The 22,464-nt window shown below is 55.9% G+C and carries 22 protein-coding genes; 6 read left to right on the top strand and 16 right to left on the bottom strand.

The features are described 5' to 3' along the window. Window positions 1–59 precede the first annotated feature (59 nt). The 6 genes from EYC98_RS05370 to EYC98_RS05345 are packed head-to-tail and all read right to left on the bottom strand — an operon-like array spanning window position 60 to window position 6,264. A complete protein-coding gene (locus EYC98_RS05370) occupies window positions 60–896 on the bottom strand; it encodes an alpha/beta fold hydrolase (RefSeq protein WP_279244280.1) in 837 nt (278 codons plus the stop codon). Between the two features lies 1 nt (window position 897). Beyond that, complete coding sequence (gene mmsB / locus EYC98_RS05365; RefSeq protein WP_279244279.1) at window positions 898–1,782, bottom strand: 3-hydroxyisobutyrate dehydrogenase; 885 nt, start codon at window positions 1,780–1,782, stop codon at window positions 898–900. 2 nt (window positions 1,783–1,784) lie between these two features. Further along, window positions 1,785–2,909 carry an enoyl-CoA hydratase/isomerase family protein gene (locus EYC98_RS05360; protein WP_279244278.1) on the bottom strand — a complete coding sequence of 375 codons (1,125 nt, stop codon included), beginning with the start codon at window positions 2,907–2,909 and terminating at the stop codon, window positions 1,785–1,787. Next, complete coding sequence (locus EYC98_RS05355) at window positions 2,909–3,697, bottom strand: enoyl-CoA hydratase (RefSeq protein ID WP_279244277.1); 789 nt, start codon at window positions 3,695–3,697, stop codon at window positions 2,909–2,911. The genes EYC98_RS05360 and EYC98_RS05355 overlap by 1 nt, the downstream gene beginning before the upstream one ends. After that, window positions 3,694–4,854, bottom strand: a complete 1,161-nt coding sequence (locus EYC98_RS05350) for an acyl-CoA dehydrogenase family protein (protein WP_279244276.1) — start codon at window positions 4,852–4,854, stop codon at window positions 3,694–3,696. Before EYC98_RS05350 ends, EYC98_RS05355 begins: the two co-directional genes overlap by 4 nt. A gap of 6 nt (window positions 4,855–4,860) precedes the next feature. After that, window positions 4,861–6,264, bottom strand: coding sequence for an aldehyde dehydrogenase family protein (locus EYC98_RS05345; protein ID WP_279244275.1), 1,404 nt, complete (start codon window positions 6,262–6,264; stop codon window positions 4,861–4,863). Window positions 6,265–6,370: 106 nt separating this feature from the next. On the opposite strand from EYC98_RS05345, the gene EYC98_RS05340 reads away from it, so the two are divergent. Then, window positions 6,371–7,252: an AraC family transcriptional regulator gene (locus tag EYC98_RS05340; protein WP_279244274.1), complete on the top strand. Its 882-nt coding sequence runs from the start codon at window positions 6,371–6,373 to the stop codon at window positions 7,250–7,252. Between the two features lie 5 nt (window positions 7,253–7,257). Here the strand turns inward: EYC98_RS05340 and EYC98_RS05335 are convergent, their stop codons facing one another. Continuing rightward, window positions 7,258–8,220 carry an enoyl-CoA hydratase/isomerase family protein gene (locus EYC98_RS05335; protein WP_279244273.1) on the bottom strand — a complete coding sequence of 321 codons (963 nt, stop codon included), beginning with the start codon at window positions 8,218–8,220 and terminating at the stop codon, window positions 7,258–7,260. A gap of 27 nt (window positions 8,221–8,247) precedes the next feature. On the opposite strand from EYC98_RS05335, the gene EYC98_RS05330 reads away from it, so the two are divergent. Next, a complete protein-coding gene (locus tag EYC98_RS05330; RefSeq protein WP_279244272.1) occupies window positions 8,248–9,345 on the top strand; it encodes an NADP-dependent oxidoreductase in 1,098 nt (365 codons plus the stop codon). A gap of 10 nt (window positions 9,346–9,355) precedes the next feature. Further along, the gene (locus EYC98_RS05325) at window positions 9,356–10,261 is read left to right on the top strand and encodes an MBL fold metallo-hydrolase (protein ID WP_279244271.1); all 906 of its coding nucleotides are present in this window, start codon (window positions 9,356–9,358) and stop codon (window positions 10,259–10,261) included. Window positions 10,262–10,306: 45 nt separating this feature from the next. On the opposite strand, the gene EYC98_RS05320 is transcribed toward EYC98_RS05325, so the two are convergent. Both EYC98_RS05320 and EYC98_RS05315 read right to left on the bottom strand, forming a co-directional pair. Beyond that, window positions 10,307–12,448, bottom strand: coding sequence for a PQQ-dependent dehydrogenase, methanol/ethanol family (locus EYC98_RS05320; RefSeq protein WP_279244270.1), 2,142 nt, complete (start codon window positions 12,446–12,448; stop codon window positions 10,307–10,309). Between the two features lie 75 nt (window positions 12,449–12,523). Beyond that, window positions 12,524–13,489, bottom strand: a complete 966-nt coding sequence (locus EYC98_RS05315) for a LysR family transcriptional regulator (RefSeq protein ID WP_279244269.1) — start codon at window positions 13,487–13,489, stop codon at window positions 12,524–12,526. Window positions 13,490–13,630: 141 nt separating this feature from the next. Here EYC98_RS05315 and EYC98_RS05310 point away from each other — a divergent pair, with 141 nt between their 5' ends. Beyond that, complete coding sequence (locus EYC98_RS05310; protein ID WP_279244268.1) at window positions 13,631–14,206, top strand: DUF4136 domain-containing protein; 576 nt, start codon at window positions 13,631–13,633, stop codon at window positions 14,204–14,206. A 64-nt stretch (window positions 14,207–14,270) separates the two neighbouring features. Then, entirely contained in the window at window positions 14,271–14,591 is a 321-nt protein-coding gene (locus EYC98_RS05305) for a hypothetical protein (protein ID WP_279244267.1), read from the top strand. A gap of 14 nt (window positions 14,592–14,605) precedes the next feature. Here EYC98_RS05305 and EYC98_RS05300 read toward each other — a convergent pair whose 3' ends face one another. Then, window positions 14,606–15,580 carry a 2-hydroxyacid dehydrogenase gene (locus EYC98_RS05300; RefSeq protein ID WP_279244266.1) on the bottom strand — a complete coding sequence of 325 codons (975 nt, stop codon included), beginning with the start codon at window positions 15,578–15,580 and terminating at the stop codon, window positions 14,606–14,608. Between the two features lie 283 nt (window positions 15,581–15,863). Here EYC98_RS05300 and EYC98_RS05295 point away from each other — a divergent pair, with 283 nt between their 5' ends. After that, window positions 15,864–17,840, top strand: a complete 1,977-nt coding sequence (locus tag EYC98_RS05295; protein WP_279244265.1) for a pyrroloquinoline quinone-dependent dehydrogenase — start codon at window positions 15,864–15,866, stop codon at window positions 17,838–17,840. An 18-nt stretch (window positions 17,841–17,858) separates the two neighbouring features. On the opposite strand, the gene EYC98_RS05290 is transcribed toward EYC98_RS05295, so the two are convergent. The 6 genes from EYC98_RS05290 to EYC98_RS05265 form a co-directional block, all read right to left on the bottom strand. Beyond that, a complete protein-coding gene (locus EYC98_RS05290; RefSeq protein WP_279244264.1) occupies window positions 17,859–18,041 on the bottom strand; it encodes a hypothetical protein in 183 nt (60 codons plus the stop codon). A 78-nt stretch (window positions 18,042–18,119) separates the two neighbouring features. Further along, window positions 18,120–18,593 (bottom strand): hypothetical protein, encoded by a 474-nt coding sequence (locus tag EYC98_RS05285; RefSeq protein WP_279244263.1) that lies wholly within the window; start codon window positions 18,591–18,593, stop codon window positions 18,120–18,122. A 4-nt stretch (window positions 18,594–18,597) separates the two neighbouring features. Next, window positions 18,598–19,074, bottom strand: coding sequence for a hypothetical protein (locus tag EYC98_RS05280; RefSeq protein WP_279244262.1), 477 nt, complete (start codon window positions 19,072–19,074; stop codon window positions 18,598–18,600). Beyond that, entirely contained in the window at window positions 19,071–19,265 is a 195-nt protein-coding gene (locus EYC98_RS05275; RefSeq protein ID WP_279244261.1) for a hypothetical protein, read from the bottom strand. Before EYC98_RS05275 ends, EYC98_RS05280 begins: the two co-directional genes overlap by 4 nt. Window positions 19,266–19,278: 13 nt before the next feature. After that, a complete protein-coding gene (locus tag EYC98_RS05270; RefSeq protein WP_279244260.1) occupies window positions 19,279–20,055 on the bottom strand; it encodes a hypothetical protein in 777 nt (258 codons plus the stop codon). Window positions 20,056–20,103: 48 nt separating this feature from the next. Continuing rightward, window positions 20,104–22,416: a TonB-dependent receptor gene (locus EYC98_RS05265; protein WP_279244259.1), complete on the bottom strand. Its 2,313-nt coding sequence runs from the start codon at window positions 22,414–22,416 to the stop codon at window positions 20,104–20,106. Window positions 22,417–22,464: the final 48 nt, after the last annotated feature.

Genomic DNA, 22,464 nt, shown 5'->3' with positions numbered 1-22,464 from the left:
CGGTCACATTAGGCAGGCACAACGCCTGTCTCAACTGCGCACGCGAGTCAGACCAGAGGTTAATCAGTCAGCAGCGCATTGAACGCAGCGGGAGACTCGTACATGGCCCAATGACCGACGCCGTTAAGCACATGAAAGTCGACATTCGGCTGAGCTTGCTCAATTAGTTTGCGCCGCTGGGCGATATTTTCAGTACCCCCGGCAGTGGCATCGCGGGAGCCCCAGACGCAGGTCAGAGCACACTTGATCTGTGGCAGAGATTTGAGCAATTCATCGGTACGGGACAACGGCCGGCTGTTAATACGTGCACGGCTGAGATTCTCCCCATGCACATAAATTGCCAGCTCATCAATAGTTTCTGTGTTAGCGAACATCAGGCTGCGCAAATTGCTGGCATGAATACCACGCGCTTCCTCGGCATCCTTGCCCACGCGGGGTGGTTTTTCCAGATCTACTTGTACATGCAGGTGGCCAAATCCTGCTGCCCCACAGAGCAACAGACGACGGCAGCGACTGCCTGCCTGTATGGCAAGCTGCGCCGCCACCATAGCGCCAAAGCTGAAGCCGGCCAGATCAAATTCGCTGCCAGCACCGAGCAGGCTATCTATACCTCGCAACAGTATTTTGGCACTGTTACTGGTGGCATGGGGTTTACGCATGTCAGCTGAATCACCCAGGCCGGGCAGGTCCACAGTCCATAGATTACGAGAAGCGGCCAGGTCGGGAATGTTGGCTATCCAGTGTGTCCAACTGCCATAGCCGCCGTGCAATAAAATAAGCGGCGGGCCAGCTCTGCCGCTGGACCACTGCTGCCACCGCAATTCGCCATTGCCGCAGGGCGTCTGATGCAATTCCGCCTTATCAAGCAGCGCAGCTACCTGTGCGGCGGGCTCCATATCAGTCCTGAATAGTCCGCAGGATGCTGGAAAAGTCTACCGCGCCGTTGCCGTCCTGTTGATGCTTCAGGTAGCGCTGCTGGGCCAGTTTACCCATGACGTTATCAACCCCGGACTGTTCGGCTATTTCCATTGCCAGTCCCAAATCCTTGACCATCAGGTCAACCATAAAGCCTGGTTGATAATCGTTGCTCGCCGGAGCTCCCTCCATCACACCGGGGTATGGGTTATACACTTCCAATGACCAGTTACGTCCAGAGCTGGCCAACATGATCTCTGACAACACCGACGGATCGAGCCCATTGCGGGCCCCCATCTCCAGTGCTTCAGTGGTACCAATCATGTGAATAGCCAACAACATATTGTTACACCCCTTGGCCACCTGCCCTGCTCCAGCCGGGCCGGCATGAAAAATATTTTTACCCATCGCCGCCAAAATCAGCTTGGCTTTTTCAAAAGTAGCTGCATCGCCGCCACACATAAAGGCCAGCGTACCGGCCGCCGCTGCGGCCACACCACCTGACACCGGCGCATCCATAAACCCGATACCGATCGCAGCAGCTGCCTCGCCCACCTGACGCGCCGTAGCAGCATCAATGGTGCTGCAGTCGAGCACAGTCACTGAGCTATCCAGTTGCTGTAGCAAACCCTCTTCTCCAGTATAGACGCTCGCCACGTGTTTGCCCGCGGGCAACATACTAATCACATACTCAGCACCAGCCGTGGCCGCCAAAGCGCTCTCCGCTACTGCAGCACCGGCCTGCGCCAGTTGCTCCAGCGCCTGGGGCGCCAAGTCGAATACGGTTACTGCATGGCCTGCTTTAACCAGATTGATGGCCATAGGGCCGCCCATATTACCCAGACCGATAAAGGCTACTGTCGCCATGTCTATTCTCCCCGACTCAAATCTGCCAGCGGATTACTATCCCATGGCGCGGTAAAAAAACTGTCCAGAACACTCCCAGGTACGTCGCGTGAAGCGGCGTAACTCCAGCTTGGCTTGCGATCTTTATCAATCAACAAAGCTCGCACGCCCTCGGCAAACTCCGGGTGCCGGACAACCGTGGTCGCCAGCTGAATTTCTGCCTGAAATACCTCCAGCAGCGACGCATGCCGGGTTTCCCAAAGCTGCCGATGAATCCAGCTGGCGGCCAGCTTGGAACCATGAGCCAGCCCGTCTCGCGCCTTGGCTAGCCACGGATCTTCCGTCTCCAAACCAGTGATATTGTCGATAACCTGATGCACATTATCGCCATCACAAAGTGCGGTAATAGACGCCATATGCGGCTCTACCTGTCCAGCCGGCCAGGTACCGATGCACTGCTCGGCAAACGGTCGCAGCACCGAGCGAACCAGTCCGTCATTTTCTTCATTACTCGCTGACCAACCCTGCTTACATAATGCGTCAATGACAGCCTGCTTGTGCTCACTGCCAATGAAACGGTCAGCGATACCGGTGTAGATGGCATCAGTGGCATTGATAGACGCACCGGTCAGAGCCAGGAACTCCCCGGCATTACCGGGCATGTGATTCAGAAACCAACTGCCACCCACATCTGGAAACAGGGCGATAGTCACTTCAGGCATGGCGATGCGGGTTCGCTCGGTGACGATGCGATGACTGCAGCCCGCCATAACACCCAAACCGCCGCCCATAACAATCCCGTGACCCCAGCAAATAACAGGCTTGGGGTAGGTATGCAGGTCATAGTTCATGCGGTATTCACGCGCAAAGAACGTCTCTGCATAGTCGCAGGGACCGCCAGGACTGGCTATAGCAGAGGCATAAAGCGCCTGCACATCGCCACCGGCACAAAAGGCCTTCTCACCAGCGCCATCAATAAACACGGCGGCAATAGTGGGGTCGTCACGCCAGGCGTCCAACTGCGCCTGCAGCAGGTTCACCATTTCCAGGTTCAGCGAATTGAGTGTGCTTTCCAGGTTGAGTGTGATGCGCCCAACCTTGCCGGCGGCCGCAGGTAACTCACTGCACAGTACAGAACTCTCGGACATCAGCAGTTCTTCCATTGCGGCTTACGCTTTTCGAGAAACGCATTCACGCCCTCGCGTTGATCTTCTGTGGTGAACAGGTCAACGAATTTTTGCCGCTCATAGGGCAACGCTTCACCCATGGCATTTTCACGTGCCATGCCAATCAGCTCTTTGCAGTAGGTGACAGAAATGGGACTCTGGTCTCCCACCTGCTCGGCCAATTCCAGAGCGCGCTCCAGCGCACCGCCCTTGGCCACTACCTCTTCTACCAAGCCAATACGCTCAGCAACATCGGCCTTGATACGCTCACCGCAAAGAATCATTTTCTTGGCCCAGCCTTCACCGACCAGCCAGGACAAACGCTGCGTGCCGCCTGCACAAGGCAGCAAGCCTACTTTGGCTTCTGGCAATGCCATCTGCGCCTGCTCTTCAGCAATACGAATATCGCAGGCCAAAGCCACTTCCAGTCCACCGCCCATGGCAAAGCCATTAATGGCAGCTATGGATACGCCACGGAAGTCAGCCAGACACTCAAAGCCTTTACCGAAATACTCCGCCATGTCGCGGGCGGTATCGGGGTTGCCATCGGCAAACAGCTTGAGATCAGCCCCCGCAGAGAAGAACTTATCGCCAGAACCCGTCAGCACCAAAGCAAAGATGGTGCGGTCGGCATTCAGCTTCTGAATCAGGTCCTGCAACGCCGGCAGGCTTTCGGTATCAAAGGTGTTGGCGGCGGGATTGTTGATAGTGATCAACGCCGTGTGACCTTTGATTTCTACTTGCAGTTTTTCGGATGTACTCAGACTCATTTGATGACCTCCAGGGCCCCTTCCATTAATAGACGACGGGACACGATGACCCGCATAATTTCATTGGTACCTTCCAGTATCTGATGCACACGGGTATCGCGCACATGCCGTTCCATCGGGTACTCCTTGATATAGCCATAGCCGCCGAACAACTGCAGAGCATCATTGCAGACGTTAAAACCGACGTCGGTGGCAAAGCGCTTGGCCATGGCGCAGTAAGTAGTGGCCTGGGAATCACGATTATCCAGCTTGCTGGCAGCCAGTCGCACCATTTGCCTGGCGGCAACCAGCTCGGTCAGCATATCGGCGAGCTTGAACTGGGTGGCCTGAAAGTCACTGATCGCGGTATCAAACTGACGCCGCTCCTGCACATAGGCAGTGGCTTCTTCCAATGCCTGCTGGGCAGTACCGACACTACAGGTCGCAATGTTAATGCGCCCGCCGTCCAGGCCTTCCATCGCGATAGCAAAGCCCTGGCCTTCTTCACCCAGGCGATTGATCACCGGCACACGCACATTATCAAAGGTAACCATGCGCGTGGGCTGGGCGTTCCAACCCATCTTGTCTTCCTTCTTGCCGTAGCTGATACCCTCGGCATCGGCCGGTATCAGTAAGGTGGAAATGCCTTTGGGACCCGCAGCGCCGGTGCGCAGCATCACCACCAGCACATCGGTCTCACCAGCGCCGGAGATAAATACCTTGCTGCCGTTAACGACGTAGTCGTCACCATCGCGCACCGCTGCTGTGCGCAACGAAGCCGCATCAGATCCGGCGCCGGGCTCGGTCAGACAATAGGAAGCCAGCTTAATGCCCATCACCAAATCGGGACACCAGGCATCAATGACAGACTGCGAGCAGTACTTGCCGATCATGCTGGTGGCCATATTGTGGATAGTCAGAAATGCCGCCGTGGTGGTACAACCCTTGGCCAGCTCCTCAACAATCAAGCTGGCGTCAAGGCGCGGCAGGGCCAGACCTCCCGCTTCCTCAGGCGTATACATACCCATGAAACCCAGCTCACCCGCCTCGCGCAACGCGTCTTTGGGGAAGGTCGAGGTTTCATCCCAGTGAGCTGCTTGAGGTGCCAACACGCCCTCAGAAAAGGCGCGCGCGCTATCGACAAAAGCCTGCTGCTCATCACTCAGAGAAAAGTCCATAGCGGCTTACTTGAACTTGGTCATAACAGCACCAAACAACTCCTCATCGGAAGGAAGCGTCTTGGTGACAGCCAACGGCTTGGAAACCCAAGTCTCATTGATCAGGTCACGCCAGGTGATGTTGTTATTGGTTGAATTACCACCCCAGGAGCCGCACCCCAGGGAGAATGTCTGGCGCATACCATTCCACAGGTTGCCGCTGTTAGAGGCAGATTGCGGCTGATTCACCATGACCCTCGAGGTCTTGGTCGCGTGCGCAAACTTCATTATGTTGTCGTCGCTGTAAGAGTAGATGCCGCAAGAGTGACCCTGGCCCTGATAGGCCTGAATCGCATTGGTCAGACTAATCGCTTCATCGATATCCTTGACCTTGTACAGGGTCATGGTCACCGACAGCTTCTCTCCAGAAAAGGGGTAATCCGGACCCGCACCGGTTTCAGGCACGATAAAAAACTGTACGCCTTCGGGTAGCTCGATACCGGCCATGCCAGCAATCTTGTGCGCCGGCTGAGCCACGATTGCGGTGTTCAGATGACCATCGTGCCACAGGGTGTTCTGCAGTTTCAGCTTCTCTTCCTCATTAACAACATAACCGCCCTCATGCTTGAGCTTGTCAACCAGCGCATCAAAGATAGATTCGAAGACCAGTACGGAGTTATCTGATGAGCATGATGCAGCCAGATCCAAAGTCTTGGAAATGCGGATTTTCTCGGCGGTCTCCTCCAGATCAGCGGTGTCGTCCACTGTAATGCAGGCATTACCAACGCCGACACCCAGTGCCGGGGTACCACTGGAGTACGCTGCCGTCACCATGGCACCGCCGCCGGTCGCCAACACGCGATCACACTGGGCCATCAGTTCATTAGTCAGCTCAATCGACGGAATCTCGATGCCCTGTACCAGATCAGCCGGCGCACCGCACAATTCAAGTGCCTCGCGCATGTAGTCGCAGATTTTCTTGTTAGTCAGTTTGGCCCGTGGATGCGGCGCTATGATGATGGAATTACGACCCTTGATGGCGGAGATGCCCTTGATGACCGGCGTCGCCTCTGGGTTGGTAGACGGGGATAGAGCACCGATGACGCCCACCGGCTTGGCAATTTTGACAATATTGCGTTCGTGATCTTCCTCGATCACCCCCACAGATTTATCGTGGATAATATCCATCAGTGTGGCGCGGGTCTTGCGGTGAATCTTGAGATACTTGCCCTCATAGTTACCCAGCTGAGTCTCTTCCACCGTGAACTGAGCAATCTCCTCCGCGCGGTCTTCGCGGGCCACGGCATAAACCATGGCGCGAATCAGTTCGTCGACCTGCTCCTGAGTGTAATCGGCGATCTGTTCCTGGGCCACGCGCGAGCGTTCAATCATGGCAGCCATTTGCTGCTGTGGGGTCTGTTCTGCGGACATCTCACTATCTCCTGCGATTCATGTTTTTTTGGTAGCCGACCACGTTACCAGCATTCAGTATGGTAGACATTGACTAAATTGCGAAGTTTATGGATTATATTGCGCTATGAGCGCTCCTTCAAAATGGCCCCTGCCCGAGTCCGGTATTCGCTTTATGACGCCGTCGTTCATGATCGAAAAACTGGCCCGTCACCCACTGACTAAAGATTGCTACCCCACTGCTATCGGCTACTACCCCAGCGCCGCCGGGCACCGTATGCAACGCACGCGTCATGATGACAACCTGCTAATGTATTGCGTTTCGGGACAGGGCAGCCTTACCACCGATGACTGGCAGGGCAAGATACGGCCTGGACAGGTGTTGTTACTGCCGCAGGGCCTTCCACACCAGTATAAGGCAGACAGCCGCGACCCATGGACCCTGTACTGGGTGCATTTTCAAGGCGCCAGTACCGGCATCTTCACTCAATATCTGGGGTATCGAGAAGGGACTCCGGTCGTCGATGCCGGTCTATCCCCCACATTGACCGCGAACTTCAATAGCCTGATGTCAGTACGACGCACCGGCTACAGTGCCAGGGCCTTTATCAACGCCGCCAATCAGCTACGCCACGTGTTCAGCGAGATGGCGCTGGAGATTAGCGCTACGCAAGCCAATACCCAACACAATTTTAATCTGGAGCAGATCCAGGATTTCATGCGCGAGCACATCGACGGCCAGCTGACTCTGGAGCAGCTGGCCGCCGTTGCGGTCATGTCCAAGTATCATTTTTCCAGCAAATACAAACGCCTGACCGGCTACCCGCCGATTAAACATTTTCTCAATATGAAAATGGAATACGCCTGCCAGCTGCTGGACTCCAGCGACCTCAGCGTCAACGCCGTTGCCGGCGCGCTAGGCTACGATGACCCGCTCTATTTCTCCCGCCTGTTCAGCAAAACCATCGGCACTTCACCCCGCAGTTACCGCGCCTCGATCCGCCGTTAGTCCAGCTACTGGCCTATAAACACTGCGTCTCGGCGTTCCATGCGCGCGCTCAACCCTTCGGTGAAATCTTTACTGCGGAACAAGGTGTTGAGTGCCGTGTTTTCCCGATCCAGGGCCTCGCTCAACGCCTCCACATGGGGTGCATGCATCGCTTTTTTCATTTCGCGAATCGCGAGACCAGCACCACGCGGGGGGATCAACTGCAGCGCGCGCTCGCGGGTGTAGTCCAGCAACTCAGCGTGCGGCAGCACCTTACCCGCCAAGCCCAGCTCCACAGCTTGCGCCGCCGCGATACGTTCCGGATAGAAAAACACCTCCTTGGCTTTTTGGAAACCCAGTACCCTTGGCAATAAAAATGTGGAACCCAATTCCGCTGCAATACCGAGCTTGGCAAACGGCAGCTGCATCCAGGCATGCTCGGACATATACACTTGATCCGCCACTGCCAATACCAAGGTGACTGCACCGCCAATAGCGAGACCGTTAACCGCGGCAAAAATCGGCTTGTCGCATTGAAACAGCTGCAGCACGGTTTTCTTTTGTGCAATGTCAGACAGGTCTATCTCTGCCATCACCGCCTCAGGCACACCCTCAAAAGCATCCGGGCTGAAATAACCACCACTGCTGAACGCCTCACGGGTCGCGTCATCAGAGTCCGGATCGGGCGCACCCGTAATGATCATGGCATGGGCATCCTCGTCGGACTTAAAGTGCTCAGCCGCCCACCAGATTTCATGAAAGGTGAGCCCGGAGAGCGCATTTTTACGCTGCGGAGTATTGAGCGTTAGGGTGACAATACCGGCGCTGTCCCTGACGTAGGTTATGTCACTGAACTGATCTGGCTGCATGCGGTGGATCTCCTGACGGGAAAAAGCAAGACCAGCATTCTGTGTGGGCGCGAGGTCGCTGTCAAACCAGCGGCGCCCGGTTCTTGCCTGAACCAAATAGTGATAACCTGCCTCACTCATTGCCATCTGTCCGCTACGGAGCTCCCCATGCAAACACGTCGCAACTTTCTCACCACCGGTTCTCTCGGCTTGGGGGCTGCAGCGCTTGCGCCGACTCTCGGCTTTACCGCAGAAGCTACTCGCAACCAGCGCATCGTGCTGGCCTCACACCCTTCCGGCAAACCCACGGCAGACAATTTTCGACTGGAAAGCGCCGACATTCCAAAGCTACGCAAGGGTCAGATATTGATTCGCACCGAGTACCTGTCACTGGACCCTTATATGCGTAGTCGCATGAATGCCAGCGATGGTTACGCCGCCAGCGTAAAGCTCGACAACGTCATGGTGGGCGGCACGGTTGGCATTATTGAGGCTTCGCGGAACGACAAGTTCAAGGTCGGCGACCGTGTCATGGCCTATTCGGGCTGGCAGTCCTACGAGGTCAGTGATGGCACCGGCGTCAGCCTGCTGGACCCGCGCATCAACCCGGCTTCCTACGCACTGGGTGTGCTCGGTATGCCCGGGTTAACAGCCTGGTACGGCCTGCTCAAGCTGGGCCAACCTAAAGCCGGTGAAACCGTGGTACTGGCTGCCTCCACTGGCGCAGTCGGCTCGGTAGTCGGCCAGATAGCTAAGCTCAAGGGCTGTCGCGTGGTCGGTATTGCCGGTGCGGCAGAGAAGTGTAAGTACGCGGTAGAGACCTTGGGCTATGACGCCTGCGTCAGCCACTACGACGACGATATGGCAGCACAGCTAGCCGCAGCCTGCCCCGATGGTATCGATGTCTATTTTGAAAATGTGGGAGGCTCGTCCTGGGAAGCGGTTATGCCGTTACTTAACAATTACGCACGAATTCCCGTCTGCGGGCTGATTGCGCACTATAACCAGAAGCAGCTGCCGCCAGGGCCAGACCGCATGTCATTGCTGCAGAGCCTGATTCTGACCAAACGTATTCAGATGACCGGTTTCATTATCAGCGATCACTATCAATATGCACCCGAATTCATTGGTGATGTCGCCGGCTGGCTGGCTGCTGGCAAAATCACCTATAAAGAGGACGTGGTGACGGGTCTGGAGAACGCTCCCGAGGCTTTCATGGGAATGTTTTCCGGCAATAACTTCGGCAAGCTGGTGATAAAGGTCTAGAGGCTTCTTTATGAACGGGCTGCTGCGCACGCTCACCTTCATCCTGGTGCTGTTAGTGGCACTCCCAGCCGCCATTTTACTGCCAGCACACTGGCAGATACGGCAGTTAGAAACCCCGCCGCTGCCAGCGATGAACGTCCTTTTGGCCGCCATTGAAACCAATCTCGGCCCTACCAGCATTCACTATCTGAACACTGCCAGCCAAACAGGGCCAGACGGCACGATCGATCACCCGGGTATATTGCTGCGCTGGGAGAGCGGCAAGACACTGCTCATTGATACCGGAATGCCTCCAGCGCAGGCAATAGCCTTTGGCAAACCGATGGAATCCTTGCTCAAAGCCCAACCTACGCAGACCTTTGGCGCCATGGATGAACAATTAGGGGATGCGGCCAACGCTATTACCGGCATCGTCTTCACGCATCTGCATAGCGACCATACCGATGGTCTGGCGGGTATCTGCGCGGCGCAGTCTGCCCCCGCCACTGTCTATCAAACACCTATCCAAAGCACCCAGAGCAATTACACCACCGGCTCCGGGGTTGATGCGATAGCCCGCGCCAACTGCACGCAGACCACTCTGGATGATGCACTGCTGATGCCACTTCCTGGGTTCCCTGGCGTACTGGCATTAGCCGCCGGCGGCCATACACCCGGCAGCACGATTTACTTCGCCAAGGTAGCAGAACGGGTTTGGGTCATGGCCGGCGATATCAGCAACGACAAACACTCGATCATCGCGGATCAGCCCAAGCCCTGGATCTACAGCAATTTTATCGTGCCTGAGAACGCCACGAGGTTAGGCGACTTGCGCCGTTATTTGGCGCAGTTAGACGCCCGGCCAGATTTTGCAGTAGTCATACAGCATGACGTGCAAGCCATGCGCGACAGTGGCATGGCCGCCTGGAAACCTTAACGTTTGACCAACGTTAGTTACTTGCAACCTTGGTTACTTGCAAAATTATTGTTTCGCGCGCAACTCCTTGCCCCGCCACGCCTGCTGAATCACATAGGCCCTGATCGCCTCACTTTCCTCACGATCGAAGTATGCCGAGAAATCTGCCATGCCCTGCTCGGCCAGCGCGCCTTCTCTGACTACCGCATTCCAACCGTCGGCATCATGTAAATAGGCCGAACCGCGCAAATCGGGAATCAGCAAACCGGATACCGCATTAAGCCCGTGGCAACCCATACAGCCGTCCTGATACAGGGCAAAGCCCCGCGCCTCCAGCTCTGCGCTGGCACTGCGTGACGGCGGGTTGAATACCACTGTCGGCCGCCACTCCACCGGCGGCAGCGTGCCATCGGCGCCCAGCTTGAAGGTCAGTACCCGACTCACGTTGGGTAAACTCTCCGCGCGCACGTATTCACCGAACACCAAGGCGTAGGCGCCACCCCAACCGACATTGACGGACACATACTGCTCGCCGTCAATGGCATAGGTGATCGCGGGCGCGACGATCCCGGTTTGAGCCGGAAACTGCCACAGACTTTCTCCCTTGTCGGCACTGTAGGCCACAAAAGTGCCGTCAGCCGTGCCTTGAAACACCAGATTGCCCGCCGTCGACAATACGCCGCCATTCCAGGGACCTGTGTGCTCCACGCGCCAGGCTTCGCTTTGCGTTTTCGGATCCCAGGCCAGCAGTCGCCCCTGCATCAACGGGCGAATAGCATCCCGTGCCGCTTGGGAATCCGGCAGACTACCGATCACGCCATCGGTGCCGAGGTTGGCGGCACCGGGACGGTACTCAAAATCTGCGGCCTGAGCATAGGCGGCAGCAAACTCCTGTGCGGGAATGTATACCAGACCTGTGTCCGGGTTGTAGGCCATCGGATGCCAGTTGTGCCCGCCGAGATAGGAGGGCACGATAATCATCGTCTCATCCCGGTAACGAGCACCGGCAACTTCTACCGGGCGACCGGTTTCCATGTCGACATGGGTGGCCCAATTCAGGTCGATGTAGTTGTTGGCACTTAACAGCGTGCCATCGGTCCGATCCAGCACGTAAAAGAAGCCGTTTTTGGGGGCCTGCATCAGTACTTTGCGCGGCTTACCATCGAGCTCCATATCGGCCAGCACAATGTGCTGGGTGGCGGTGTAATCCCAGGTTTCTCCCGGCGTGGTCTGATAGTGCCAAACGTATTCACCACTGTCGGGACGCAAGGCAACAATGGAGGACAGAAACAGATTGTCACCGCCACCGGGCGAGCGAATTTCCTGATTCCAGGGCGTGCCATTCCCGACGCCAATGTACAGCAGGTCCAACTCAGGGTCGTAGGCCATAGAATCCCAAACGGTGCCACCGCCACCGCCAAGTTCCCACCATTTCCCGTTCCAGGTCTTGGCTGCCATCTCCATAGCGGCGTTTTCAAAACCCAATTCCGGATTTCCTGGCACGGTGTAAAAACGCCACAATTGCTCTCCATCCGCAACCGCATAGGCACTGATGAACCCGCGTACGCCAAATTCGGCGCCGCCATTGCCTATTAATATTTTTCCATCGATGACTCTGGGTGCGCCGGTGATGGTAAAGGGCAATTCAGGGTCCACCGTGGCCACCGACCAGTTCACCGCGCCAGTCTCCGCATCCAACGCCACCAGACGGCCGTCATAGACACCCACAAACACCTGACCCTGCCAGACAGCAACACCCCGGTTCACCGCATCGCAACAGCCATGGCGCTGTTTGTCCTTGGCAACCTCGGGGTCATAGCTCCATAGCACCGCACCAGTGCGGGCATCCAGAGCATGGACTATGCTCCACGCCGAGGTCATATACATAATACCGTCGACCACCAGCGAGGTGGCCTCAATACCGCGTTCGGTCTGCAAGTCAAAACTCCAGGCCAAGCCTAATTCAGCGACGTTTTCACTAGAGATTTGCTGCAGCGTGCTATGTCGCTGCTCATCATAGGTGCGCCCGTGGGACATCCAGTTGGCCGGCTCTGCTGCCGCACCTAGTAAGCGCTCACTATCGACGGCAGCGGGCGCTGCAGGAACTGCCGGCTCTTTGGTCTGACAGCCCGCTAAAAGAACCAGCGATATCGAGCCTGCCATTAGGAAGGTACGCAGCGGCATAGACCGCGAGGAGGTATTTTTCATTATTGTGTATCCTTGGTTAAGCTATTAATAAGAATAGTAGGCCGAAGCGCATTACGCATCTGAAATCAGCAAAATTCAAGCATCCTCAATGCTGTCTGGATCCGACAGATGTTTGACGATGAGGCGCCGCATCCACTGGTGAGCGGGACTGTTCGAGATGCGGGTATGGCGCAACAACGCCATCCGGGTGCGTCCGGAGCGACCGTGCGCATCGAACATCTGGGTCAAATCAACCGGCACATCCTTACCAATGAGGTGGTCCGCAAACAGATTGCTGCGCGACAGTCCTGCGTTAGCAATGAGAAGACAGTCAGTTTGCAGCATCACCCCCACGGCCGGAGCGAACTGAGTGGTTTCGAGCACGACGCGCCGATACATACCCTTCTGCGCCAGAATTTCATCTACCTTGCTAGAGTTCTCACGCGCCAGACCTGGCAGATAAAGCCGCACATGAGGGTGCTCTAACATATTCTCCAAGGTCAGTTTTTTGTCTGCCAGCGGGTGATTGGCGCGCATGTAACACAACGGTTTGATCGTGTTAATCGGCTCTGCATGAATCTCTTTATCGGTGGTGCCCACTACGTAGGCCACAAAGTCGACATCGCCACGCTTCAGCTGGTCCTGAAATTCCGGAGTCACGTCCGACGTCAATACGTCGACGCCCGGCGCAGCACTGGTCACCTCGGCCAGTAAACCGGGCAGCAACACTTCGGCAAACAACGGTGAAATGGCGATATGAAAGTGCCCCTCATACGTCGCGGGATCAAACTGATCATCGGCCAACAGTTGATCGAGCTTAATAAGCGCCGTGGGCAATCCGCGCCCCAGGGCCTCGGCTCGCGGCGTTGGTATGAGACCGTGAGCGGTACGCGTAAACAATTCATCGTCGAAAGCTTCACGCAGTTTCTGCAGGGTTTTACTGAGCGCCGGTTGAGATACAAATAGCCGCTCCGCAGCGCGGGTCACATTGCGCTCCTCCAATAATACTTGCAAAGCGACCAACAAATTCAGGTCAGTACGGATCATTTGCCGCGAAATCATGGTTACCCCAAGAAATAACTAATTATTATCATCAAAATTCTAGCAGGTCGCTTAAGTTATTTCAGCACTGTCGGCGCTAGCTGCCTGCAGACCATACTGATAACATGCCTTTTCGCAAAAACTGGCCGGAGAGAACCACCCATGAGCGTTTGGAAACAATGCACTATCGTACTGACACTGCTGATCGTCGGCGGCTGCGCGAGTACCGAGGTGGATACTTGGCCGGTCGACACTTTCAGTGCAGGTAATTACCAGACCTACTCCTGGCGCACCGAGCCGATTCGCAACTCTCAGGGTTCCGCTGATGCCATTTATACATTGGATCCGATCGTGCGTGAGGAGACGGACCGCCTGCTAAAAGCCAAGGGTTACCGTCTGCTCGAATGGGACGGTGATTTCACCATCGACTACATTTATGCACCCGGCCTGGTCGCAGGTGCCAAAGGTGACAATGCCTACATGGTCAGTGCCCGTGCCGGGCTGCGCCCCAACATGAATGTCAGCCAAGCCGAGCGAGATAACGCCATTGCCCTGGGCACTGACCGCGAGACTTATAACCTGGCACTGCAGATTAATGATGGTAAAAAACGCCATGAGGTATGGCGCGGTGTGGTCACTAAAATTGCTACCGACATTAATCCACGCAGCCAGGATGCCGTCAGATCGAGCGCGCGCACGCTGCTGTCCAAACTGACCGGTCAGCTTCCCGACGCCTGAGCGCCTTAAGGTGTTGGACAACAGTAACCTGGCAATAATCGATTTTTTTGCAGGAGAGAATACCGTGATAAAAGTTGTTGCTGCCGTTTTCACATTGGCCTGCCTGAGCGCGCCACAGGCACTGGCCCAACGCCAGCTCCAATGCGAGCCCGGTGAAGAATGCAGCGTCACCTGCTATGAGGCCGGGCTAACCAGTGCCCCTGAGGTATTCAACCGCACCAATCTGGATACTCTGCAAATTGACCTTAACGCCCGCGTGCTAAAGTTGGAGTTCCGCGACAATCCGCAGGAGCGCAACCAGGCCAGGACCCGCAGCTTTGACTATTTCATCCTCGGCACGGATATGTCCTGCACCATCAACAATATGCACGGCGTGCACGATTAGACGGGCACACAGCACTACAGCCGCGGATAGACCTCGGGATTAACACAGTGGGGCATGGGCTCACCGGTCAGTGCCGCAATCAGGTTATCCGCGGCCAGCCCTGCCATTTGCTCGCGTGTAGCGCTTGATGCGCTGCCAATATGCGGCGCCACCACCACATTGGGCAGTGCCAGCAAAGGATTATCCAAAGCTACTGGCTCACGCGCAAAGACATCAATACCGGCCGCATAGAGACGCTCTTCAGCTAGCGCTGTGGCCAGCGCCGCCTCATCAACAATACCGCCACGAGCCGTGTTAACCAGCACCGCGCCAGGCTTCATCTTGGCGATGGCCTCAGCATCGAGCAAACCCCGGGTGGCAGCAGTCAGCGCCACATTGACGCTGACAAAATCGGCATTGGCCAGCAGCTCATCCAGCCCCATAGTCTCTACACTTGGCACTTGCCGGCCGGAACGGGTCCACCCCAGTACGCGCATTCCGAAACCCTGGGCGCGCCGCGCCACCGCCTGACCTATCTCACCTAGACCAATAATACCCAGCGTGGCCCCTGACACGTCCTTACCTGTCAACATAGTTGGCGACCAGGCCTGGTCTGCACGCCAGCGTCCGTCGCGGATATAGCTATCTGCCTCGGGAATACGGCGGGCAGCGGCTAGCAGCAGCGCGAAAGTGAGGTCCGCCGTGGTGTCTACCAAAACCCCTGGAGTATTGCCCACCGCTATACCTCGAGAGGTCAGTTCCGGCAGGTCGATATGATCGACGCCCACCGACATACTCGACACCCAGCGTAACTGCGGATTGGCATCCAACAAGGCGGCATTAATGCGGTTAGTCAGCATACAAAGCAGGCCGCTGCAGCCCTGCAGGCGCTCACTCAAAACCTCTACCGACAGTGGCTCACTACTACTCCAAGTGTCCAACTCGCAGAACTGCCCAAGACGTTCCAACGCATCACCCGGCAGTACACCGGTTACAAATATCTTGCTCATTAACTCGCGTAAACTCCGCAGCTACTTTTTGAAATGTTATCTCAATGCTCTACCTGACTACATTAGCAGACATCAGCAGGACTTCGCCCACTGGCTACCGCTAAGATCGTCCGGCTCAGCGCCAGCAGTAAAGCATATTAGGCCAGCGGCCATTTGCTCGATCCGGCTGCGTGATGCCCATGCCAATGCGCGTCAATTCGCTCTACACTACGGATCGAGAATCTGGCCCGCGAATAAGAAAAAATAACCCAGCGCAGCCAACCCGCAACCGACAGGATTATCCATGCGCAACTTCTACTCGATACTCACATTGATGCTCGCTACCGCATTGCTAACCAGCTGCGGACAACCGGAGGAAATCGACTACTCGGGTCCCACCGCGGATTGGACCAGCTACGGCGCCAACGAGGGCGGCGGTCACTACTCCGCCGCCACGCAAATTACTGCTGACAATGTCATGCAGCTGGAGCAGGCTTGGGAGTATCGCTCCGGCGATGTACGCATGCCTGGCGACGGCACTGTGGCTTATCCCAATGGCGCCGAATTTCCAGCCATGGGCAGCGGCTGGCAGCTGACACCGCTGCTAGTCAATGACACGCTCTATGGCTGCACAGCATTCAACCGCATGTTCGCGCTGGATCCGCGCACCGGTGAAGAACTGTGGAGCGTTGACCCGCAAGTGGATATCAGTAAGGAAGTCATGGTGAATTGCCGTGGCGTCAGCAGCTGGCAGGGCGAGGCCAACAGCGATGGCATCTGCGCTCACCGTATCTTTATGGGGACCATGGACGGGCGACTACTGGCGGTAGACGGCGCCACAGGCCAGTTCTGCAAAGACTTTGGCGTAGACGGCACAGTGGATCTGAAAGCCGGACTCGGCAAACATCTTGAATATGAATACTCAGCACATTCACCCGGCGCGATTCTCGGCGACAAGTTGATCATGGGTGCTATGGTACTGGACCGCGTACACAACGACATGCCCAGCGGCGTGGTGCGAGCCTTTGATGTTCGCACTGGCAAAAAAATCTGGCACTGGGACCCTATTCCACCCGGACAAACGCCGGAGCTGGATGCCAATGGCGAGCCGGTCTACCAACGCGGCAGCAGCAACGTCTGGTCAATTATTTCAGTGGATACGGAACGCAATCTGGTGTTCTTGCCTACCGGCAACACCTCTACCGACTTCTACGGCGGCCTGCGCGATAATTTGGACTACTATTCCAGCTCCGTAGTGGCACTGAACGGTGGCACGGGTGAGATAGTGTGGCATTTCCAGATGGTCCACCATGACATCTGGGACTACGATACTCCGGCTCAGCCTACGCTGTTCGAGTTCGAACGTGACGGTGAAACCATACCCGCGCTGGCACAGCCAACCAAAATGGGCCACCTGTTCCTGCTCAACCGCGAAACCGGAGAGCCATTGTTTGCGGTAGAAGAACGCCCAGTGCCGCAGGGTAGTGAAGTTGCCGGTGAGTACCTGTCACCAACACAACCATTCCCGACCCGACCACCGCCATTACACCCGTCCCGGCTGGGGCCGGAGGATGCCTGGGGCTTCACTTTCTGGGATAAAAGTGCCTGCCGGGATACGCTGGCCGGGCTGTACAATGAGGGGATTTTTACCCCGCCATCAACGCAGGGTTCATTGTTCTACCCCAGCGATTTTGGCGGCAACAACTGGGGCACTCCAGCGCTGGACCCCGAACGCAACATCGCCGTGCTCAACTCGCGCTTCATACCGGCGATCCTCAAGCTAACGCCACGCGAACAATGCAGCGAAGCCAGCGCTGCCTCACCGCAGCTGGGCACTCCCTACTGCCTGGAAATCGCACCGGTAGTATCGCCCCTTGGCGTACCCTGTAACGAACCACCGTGGGGAACACTGGTTGCAGTAGACCTGAATCGTGGAGAGATACTCTGGGAGACTGCGCTCGGAACGCTGGAGCACATCGCGCCCTGGCCCGTGTCGCTGATCAAGGGCCCACCTAATGTGGGTGGGCCGGCAGTAACTGCCTCCGGATTGACCTTTATTGCGGGCAGCACCGACCGTTACCTGAGGGCGTTTGCCACGGAAACCGGAGAGGAACTATGGAAAGCGCCCCTGCCAACCGGAGGCCACGCCACACCCATGACCTATCGCTCAGGCAAAAACCAGAAGCAGTACGTGGTTATAACCGCTGGCGGCCATTTTGGCATGGCTGCCTATGGGCAAATGCCCAGCGACCATATTATAGCGTTTGCGCTCCCCGACTGAAGGCGGGGAGTTCGTTAGCTACTGCGACTTGGTGCTGATGGTGATGTGCTTGCGCGCAGTAGCGCCGGGCTGCCCACTGATACCACGCGGCACTTCTTCGACTTTACCACCGGTTTTCAGGAACGCCGCAGTTTGCTCGGCAATAGATAAACTGGTCTGGGGGGGGGCCGCAGGACCGCGACGCTTGCTGGGAGAAGCCATATAAAGAGTCTTGTACTTATCGTTTAGGGCCGAGCATTCTACACTAAATTGACGAGGAATGCTCGGGAGCGGCCCACACTAGAGGTCGCGGGCTAGCAAAACCCGCAGACCCAGTAATGCCGGGGCCAACAACCATGGCAAGTTAAACACCAGATAATAGGCCGTATTAGGCGGCGGGTGCGGCCCCAGAAAGGTCTGCGTGAAGTAAAAAAACATGTTGGTCATTGCTGCCCCAGCATAGAACAGACCCAAAGGGCGCAGCCAGCTGCGCTGGCCAATCAAACCGATAATCACGCCTATCAATAAAGGCGCCTGAAACAGGCCGTCAAACAATGTCGCCGCAATCAGGTTCGGTGGCGGGTCCAGGTGGGCGGGCTCTTCCGCCACCGCCCAGTCATATAACCACTGCAACGGCGGCCAGGGGCTATCGGCTGCGACCGGCACACCCAACCCCTCCGGCAGGCTGAATAACAGCGCGTAAATCACCGCCACAGAAAAGAACAACACCAGCAGCAGGTCCAGAGGGCGGCGCAGAATATTGGTCTGGCTCAAAGCTCTAGCCTACCTGATCGATAATACTGTAAAGATAGGTCGAGCTTTCGCGCTCCAACTTCATACATTGCTCGAGGCCCTCACGCATAGCCGCAGGCATCCCGTCGACCAGCATCGCCTCCCAGGCTTTGGCACCCTGCAGTTCAGCAGCCGCCTGAATCTGCAGCTGCTGTTTTAGGGTCAACGGCTCAAATACCGAGTAATAAGCCTGACGGGCGTCAGGCAGCGGCCCTGCGATCTCCGCAGCCAAGTCCTCGGCGATAGGAAACAGGCTCTCAACGATATCAGCAATTTTGTCTTCACTGGCAGCGCAGACGTTTAAACCATCGCTAAAATCAGGTAGCTGTTCGGCCCAGTAGCGATAGCGATCTGCCGCTCCACGCTCCAGCAAAGCTAAAAAATTAGGCACCGCATGTTCCGGCACAGAGCCGATATAAGGGGCCAATAACTCACCAAAATTAGGCACTTCAACTGCACTCATGACGTCTCCTCTCGTAGGCTGGAGGCTAAGGTATTGCGGGTTACCTGCAATCGGTAATCACAGGTCACACACCGCCGCATTCCCTGCCTCATACTGTCATTCTGCGCCTGCAGCTTTTGCACTTCTGCGCGCAGCTGTTTTAGCTCCAGAGACTGCTGGACCAGCATTTTCTCACGCTGCAATAGATTCACGCGCTTACTCCGATTACTTCCAGCGCATGCGCACAGTGCAGGAAGTCTCCGGCAGATGGGGCTCAAACTCCATCCGCAGACCGCCGTTGTCACCGTTGAACAGCGCCTCAAACGCACCTTTGCAAATCAACTGGCAGCCTTCCGCTGGCAGTTGCTCAGGGTTGGGCAAGCTGGCCTGGGCGGCACAGGTGTGCCAGCCGCAGTCGGGCACATACATGGTCATACTGCCCTCCACCATATTAATGTCTCGCATCTCTGCTGGCCCGGTCAGAAAACCCGCCGGGTTAAAAGTGTCGAAGAGAAATTTTTCCCAGCGGCTGGGCTCTGCGCGAACCGTCGTCTTACCCTCGTTCTTCTCCGCCATGCTTTGCATCATGGCGATAAAGTCGGCCGTAGTCTCCTCGGCGGTGGACACACAGGTACCAATCACAATTTCTTCATACTGAGCTTGAGAGTAGTACTTGCGCAACTCAAGCAGGCCCCACTCCACTTCGCGCACAAAGTTGCCATAACGCTTGCGCCATTTCTCCCGCGGCGAGTCTTTCCAGTACAGGGTTTCTCGACGTGACTTGATATCCTTGTAACCGGCATCAATGGCGTCCTTGTCGCCGGATAAGCGTAATATCGGCAGCAAGCTGTGAGTGACGATCGGCATCGCCCTTTTTACCAGCATGGAGTTAGACATCCACATATCTATCCAGGCTTGAGGCCCCCAATGGTACCAAAAACCTGATTTAGCGCTGACTGCTTTAACAGCAGCGCCGCCATCGAATGTTATTGCATCAGTCATATGCTTCACTCCTTTTGCCCGTTAACAATAGAGCCGCAAGGGAGGTTATTACTGGGTCCGATAATTCAGGGTTAGTCCGTAGGTCAGTGGCGGTGCATTGATGCCGGCAAAGCCTCCTGTTACGGGTATATCAAAGGCAACCACATGATATTCCTCATCCAACAGGTTGCGCCCCCACAGCGTTACTTCCCATTTTTTATTAGCGCCCGAAAGGTTTACCCTGGCATTAACCATATGCACCGGATCCCGCTTCACGGACTCATCAAGATCCTGAGCCATGTACAGTTCGCCGGTGTAGTTGTACTCAAGGCGCGCCATCCAGCTCATGCCACTGTCGCCAAAGTCATCGGACAATTGGAGAAAGTTGCTCACCGTCCACTCGGGCGCATTATCAATAGACTTACCTTCAAGGTCTTGCACGCAATCCGCCGGCACCAGCGGCGAGCCACCGGTCACTGCGAACAGTTGCGCCGCGGTGCATTCACCGGTAGGGAACTCACCGTAAGTTGCGTCATTGTAGCCAATAGCCATGCCCATAGTCGCCAGCGAGTTCGGCACATAAATCAGATCAAATTCAACACCTTTACTCTCCATCGTACCTGCGTTGCGTACGAGAATATTGCTGCCATCGAAGCCCTGAGCCTGAAAGTCTTCGTAATCAACGAAGAATGCGGTCATGTTGACCTGCAGACGACGCTCCAACCAAGAGCTCTTGATGCCCAGTTCGTAGTTACGCGAGCGCTCATCATCGAATTCACCCGGCACACCTTGCGCGGTCCGCAGCTGATTGAAGCCGCCAGACTTGAAACCCTGGCTGGCACTGGCATACAACATGACATCTGGCGCCGCGAAATAACTTAGACTGAGTGAAGGTGAGATATCGTCGGCATCCCGATCTTCATCAATGGCCGTATCCGGACCTGCGATGGGCGGTGCGTCAATAGGAAAAATCGGATCTGGCGTGGAAATCTGGGTGCCCTTGCGAGACTTTTCCTCATAGGTATAGCGTGCGCCGAAGGTCAGCTTCCAATCTTCGGCAAAGGTCCAGTTGGCCTGCCCAAACGTGGCATAGCTGGTAGTTTCGTGCTTATTAGTATCGAAGTTGATGCCACCGTCAGGCCAGATTCCATCAGGGAATGGCGGGTTAGCAAAATTGCTGCCAAACAGCGGTAAAAAGCCGTTCTGACCCTCTGTATCCATCTGCGAGTCAAAATAGTAAAAGCCGATCTGCCAGTCAAAAACCTCACCCACCGGAGAGGCTATACGAAATTCACTGGAGACCTGAGACAGCTCAACATCCGTCTCATACTTAACCCCTGCGTAATGCGAAAAATCACCGTCAAGCGTGCTGAAAGACTCGTACCCACGGTAGGCATTAATCCAGGTCAGCACATATTCATTGTTTAACTCCTTACTCCACTCCAGCGCAACACCGCCAACCTTTACGTCGTTGGTGAACTCGGTATCGAAGTAAAGCTCACGATCATAGGGGTCAACAACGTCTGGTAATGGTACACCGGTTTCCGCTACCAACCTTTCAAACGGCAAGCCCTGAGCCGAGCCATCGCCGACATAATCGATAATATCTGGCGCACAGCAATCGCCGGTATTCTTTGAATAGTCCAGGCTAAACGTGAAATCGCCAGCATTTTCGGTGCTGAACAGAGTGCGTGATCTGAGACCCCAACGCTCGGTAATGTTAATGTCCTTGCCAGTGTAAGTATTTTTGTCAAAACCACCGTTCTCGACATAATATCCGGACAGCCGTGTCGCATGACCACTGTCTCCCAGTGGCACGTTGACCATGCCGCGCGCTTCCACAGTTTCATAGTTACCCAAAACCAGCTCTACTTCGGCCTCAAACAACTCGGCAGGTGCCTTGGAGATAATATTAAGAGCACCAGCTGCGGTGTTCTTGCCATACAGCGTGCCTTGAGGACCGCGCAGCACTTCAACGCGCTGGATATCCATCAGGTCAGCGACACTCATGCCTGCGCGGCCCTGATAAACACCGTCTATGAATACACCGACACTGGGGTCGATGCCGGCATTGCTGCCAACAGAACCGATACCGCGAATACGAATGGAGGTAGAGCGACTATCGGTTACTGGAGTAATTTTGAAGTTCGGAGTGTATTGATCGAGCTGCTTCAGATTGGTGGTGCCCGTGTTCTTGAAAAACTCATCAGTAAATGCCGATACGGAGATCGCCACCTCCTGCAGATTTTCTTCACGGCGGTTCGCAGTGACGATCACTTCTTCTAATTGTACAACCTCATCGGCGACTGCCGATGGCGTAAGTATCGGGGCCAATGGCAACAAACCGCCCAGTACAATTACTCGCGTAAACTCTCTCTTCATGGTGCTTCTCCTGGCGACCAGAACCCGCGGGGGGGGCTGTCGGTCTTG

Origin of the sequence: Candidatus Litorirhabdus singularis, from assembly GCF_026262625.1 — a bacterium.
Classification (GTDB): Bacteria; Pseudomonadota; Gammaproteobacteria; order Pseudomonadales; family Halieaceae; genus Litorirhabdus; species Litorirhabdus singularis.
Note: the sequence above shows the minus strand (reverse complement) of the source record. Positions and strands in the feature narration are given on the sequence as shown.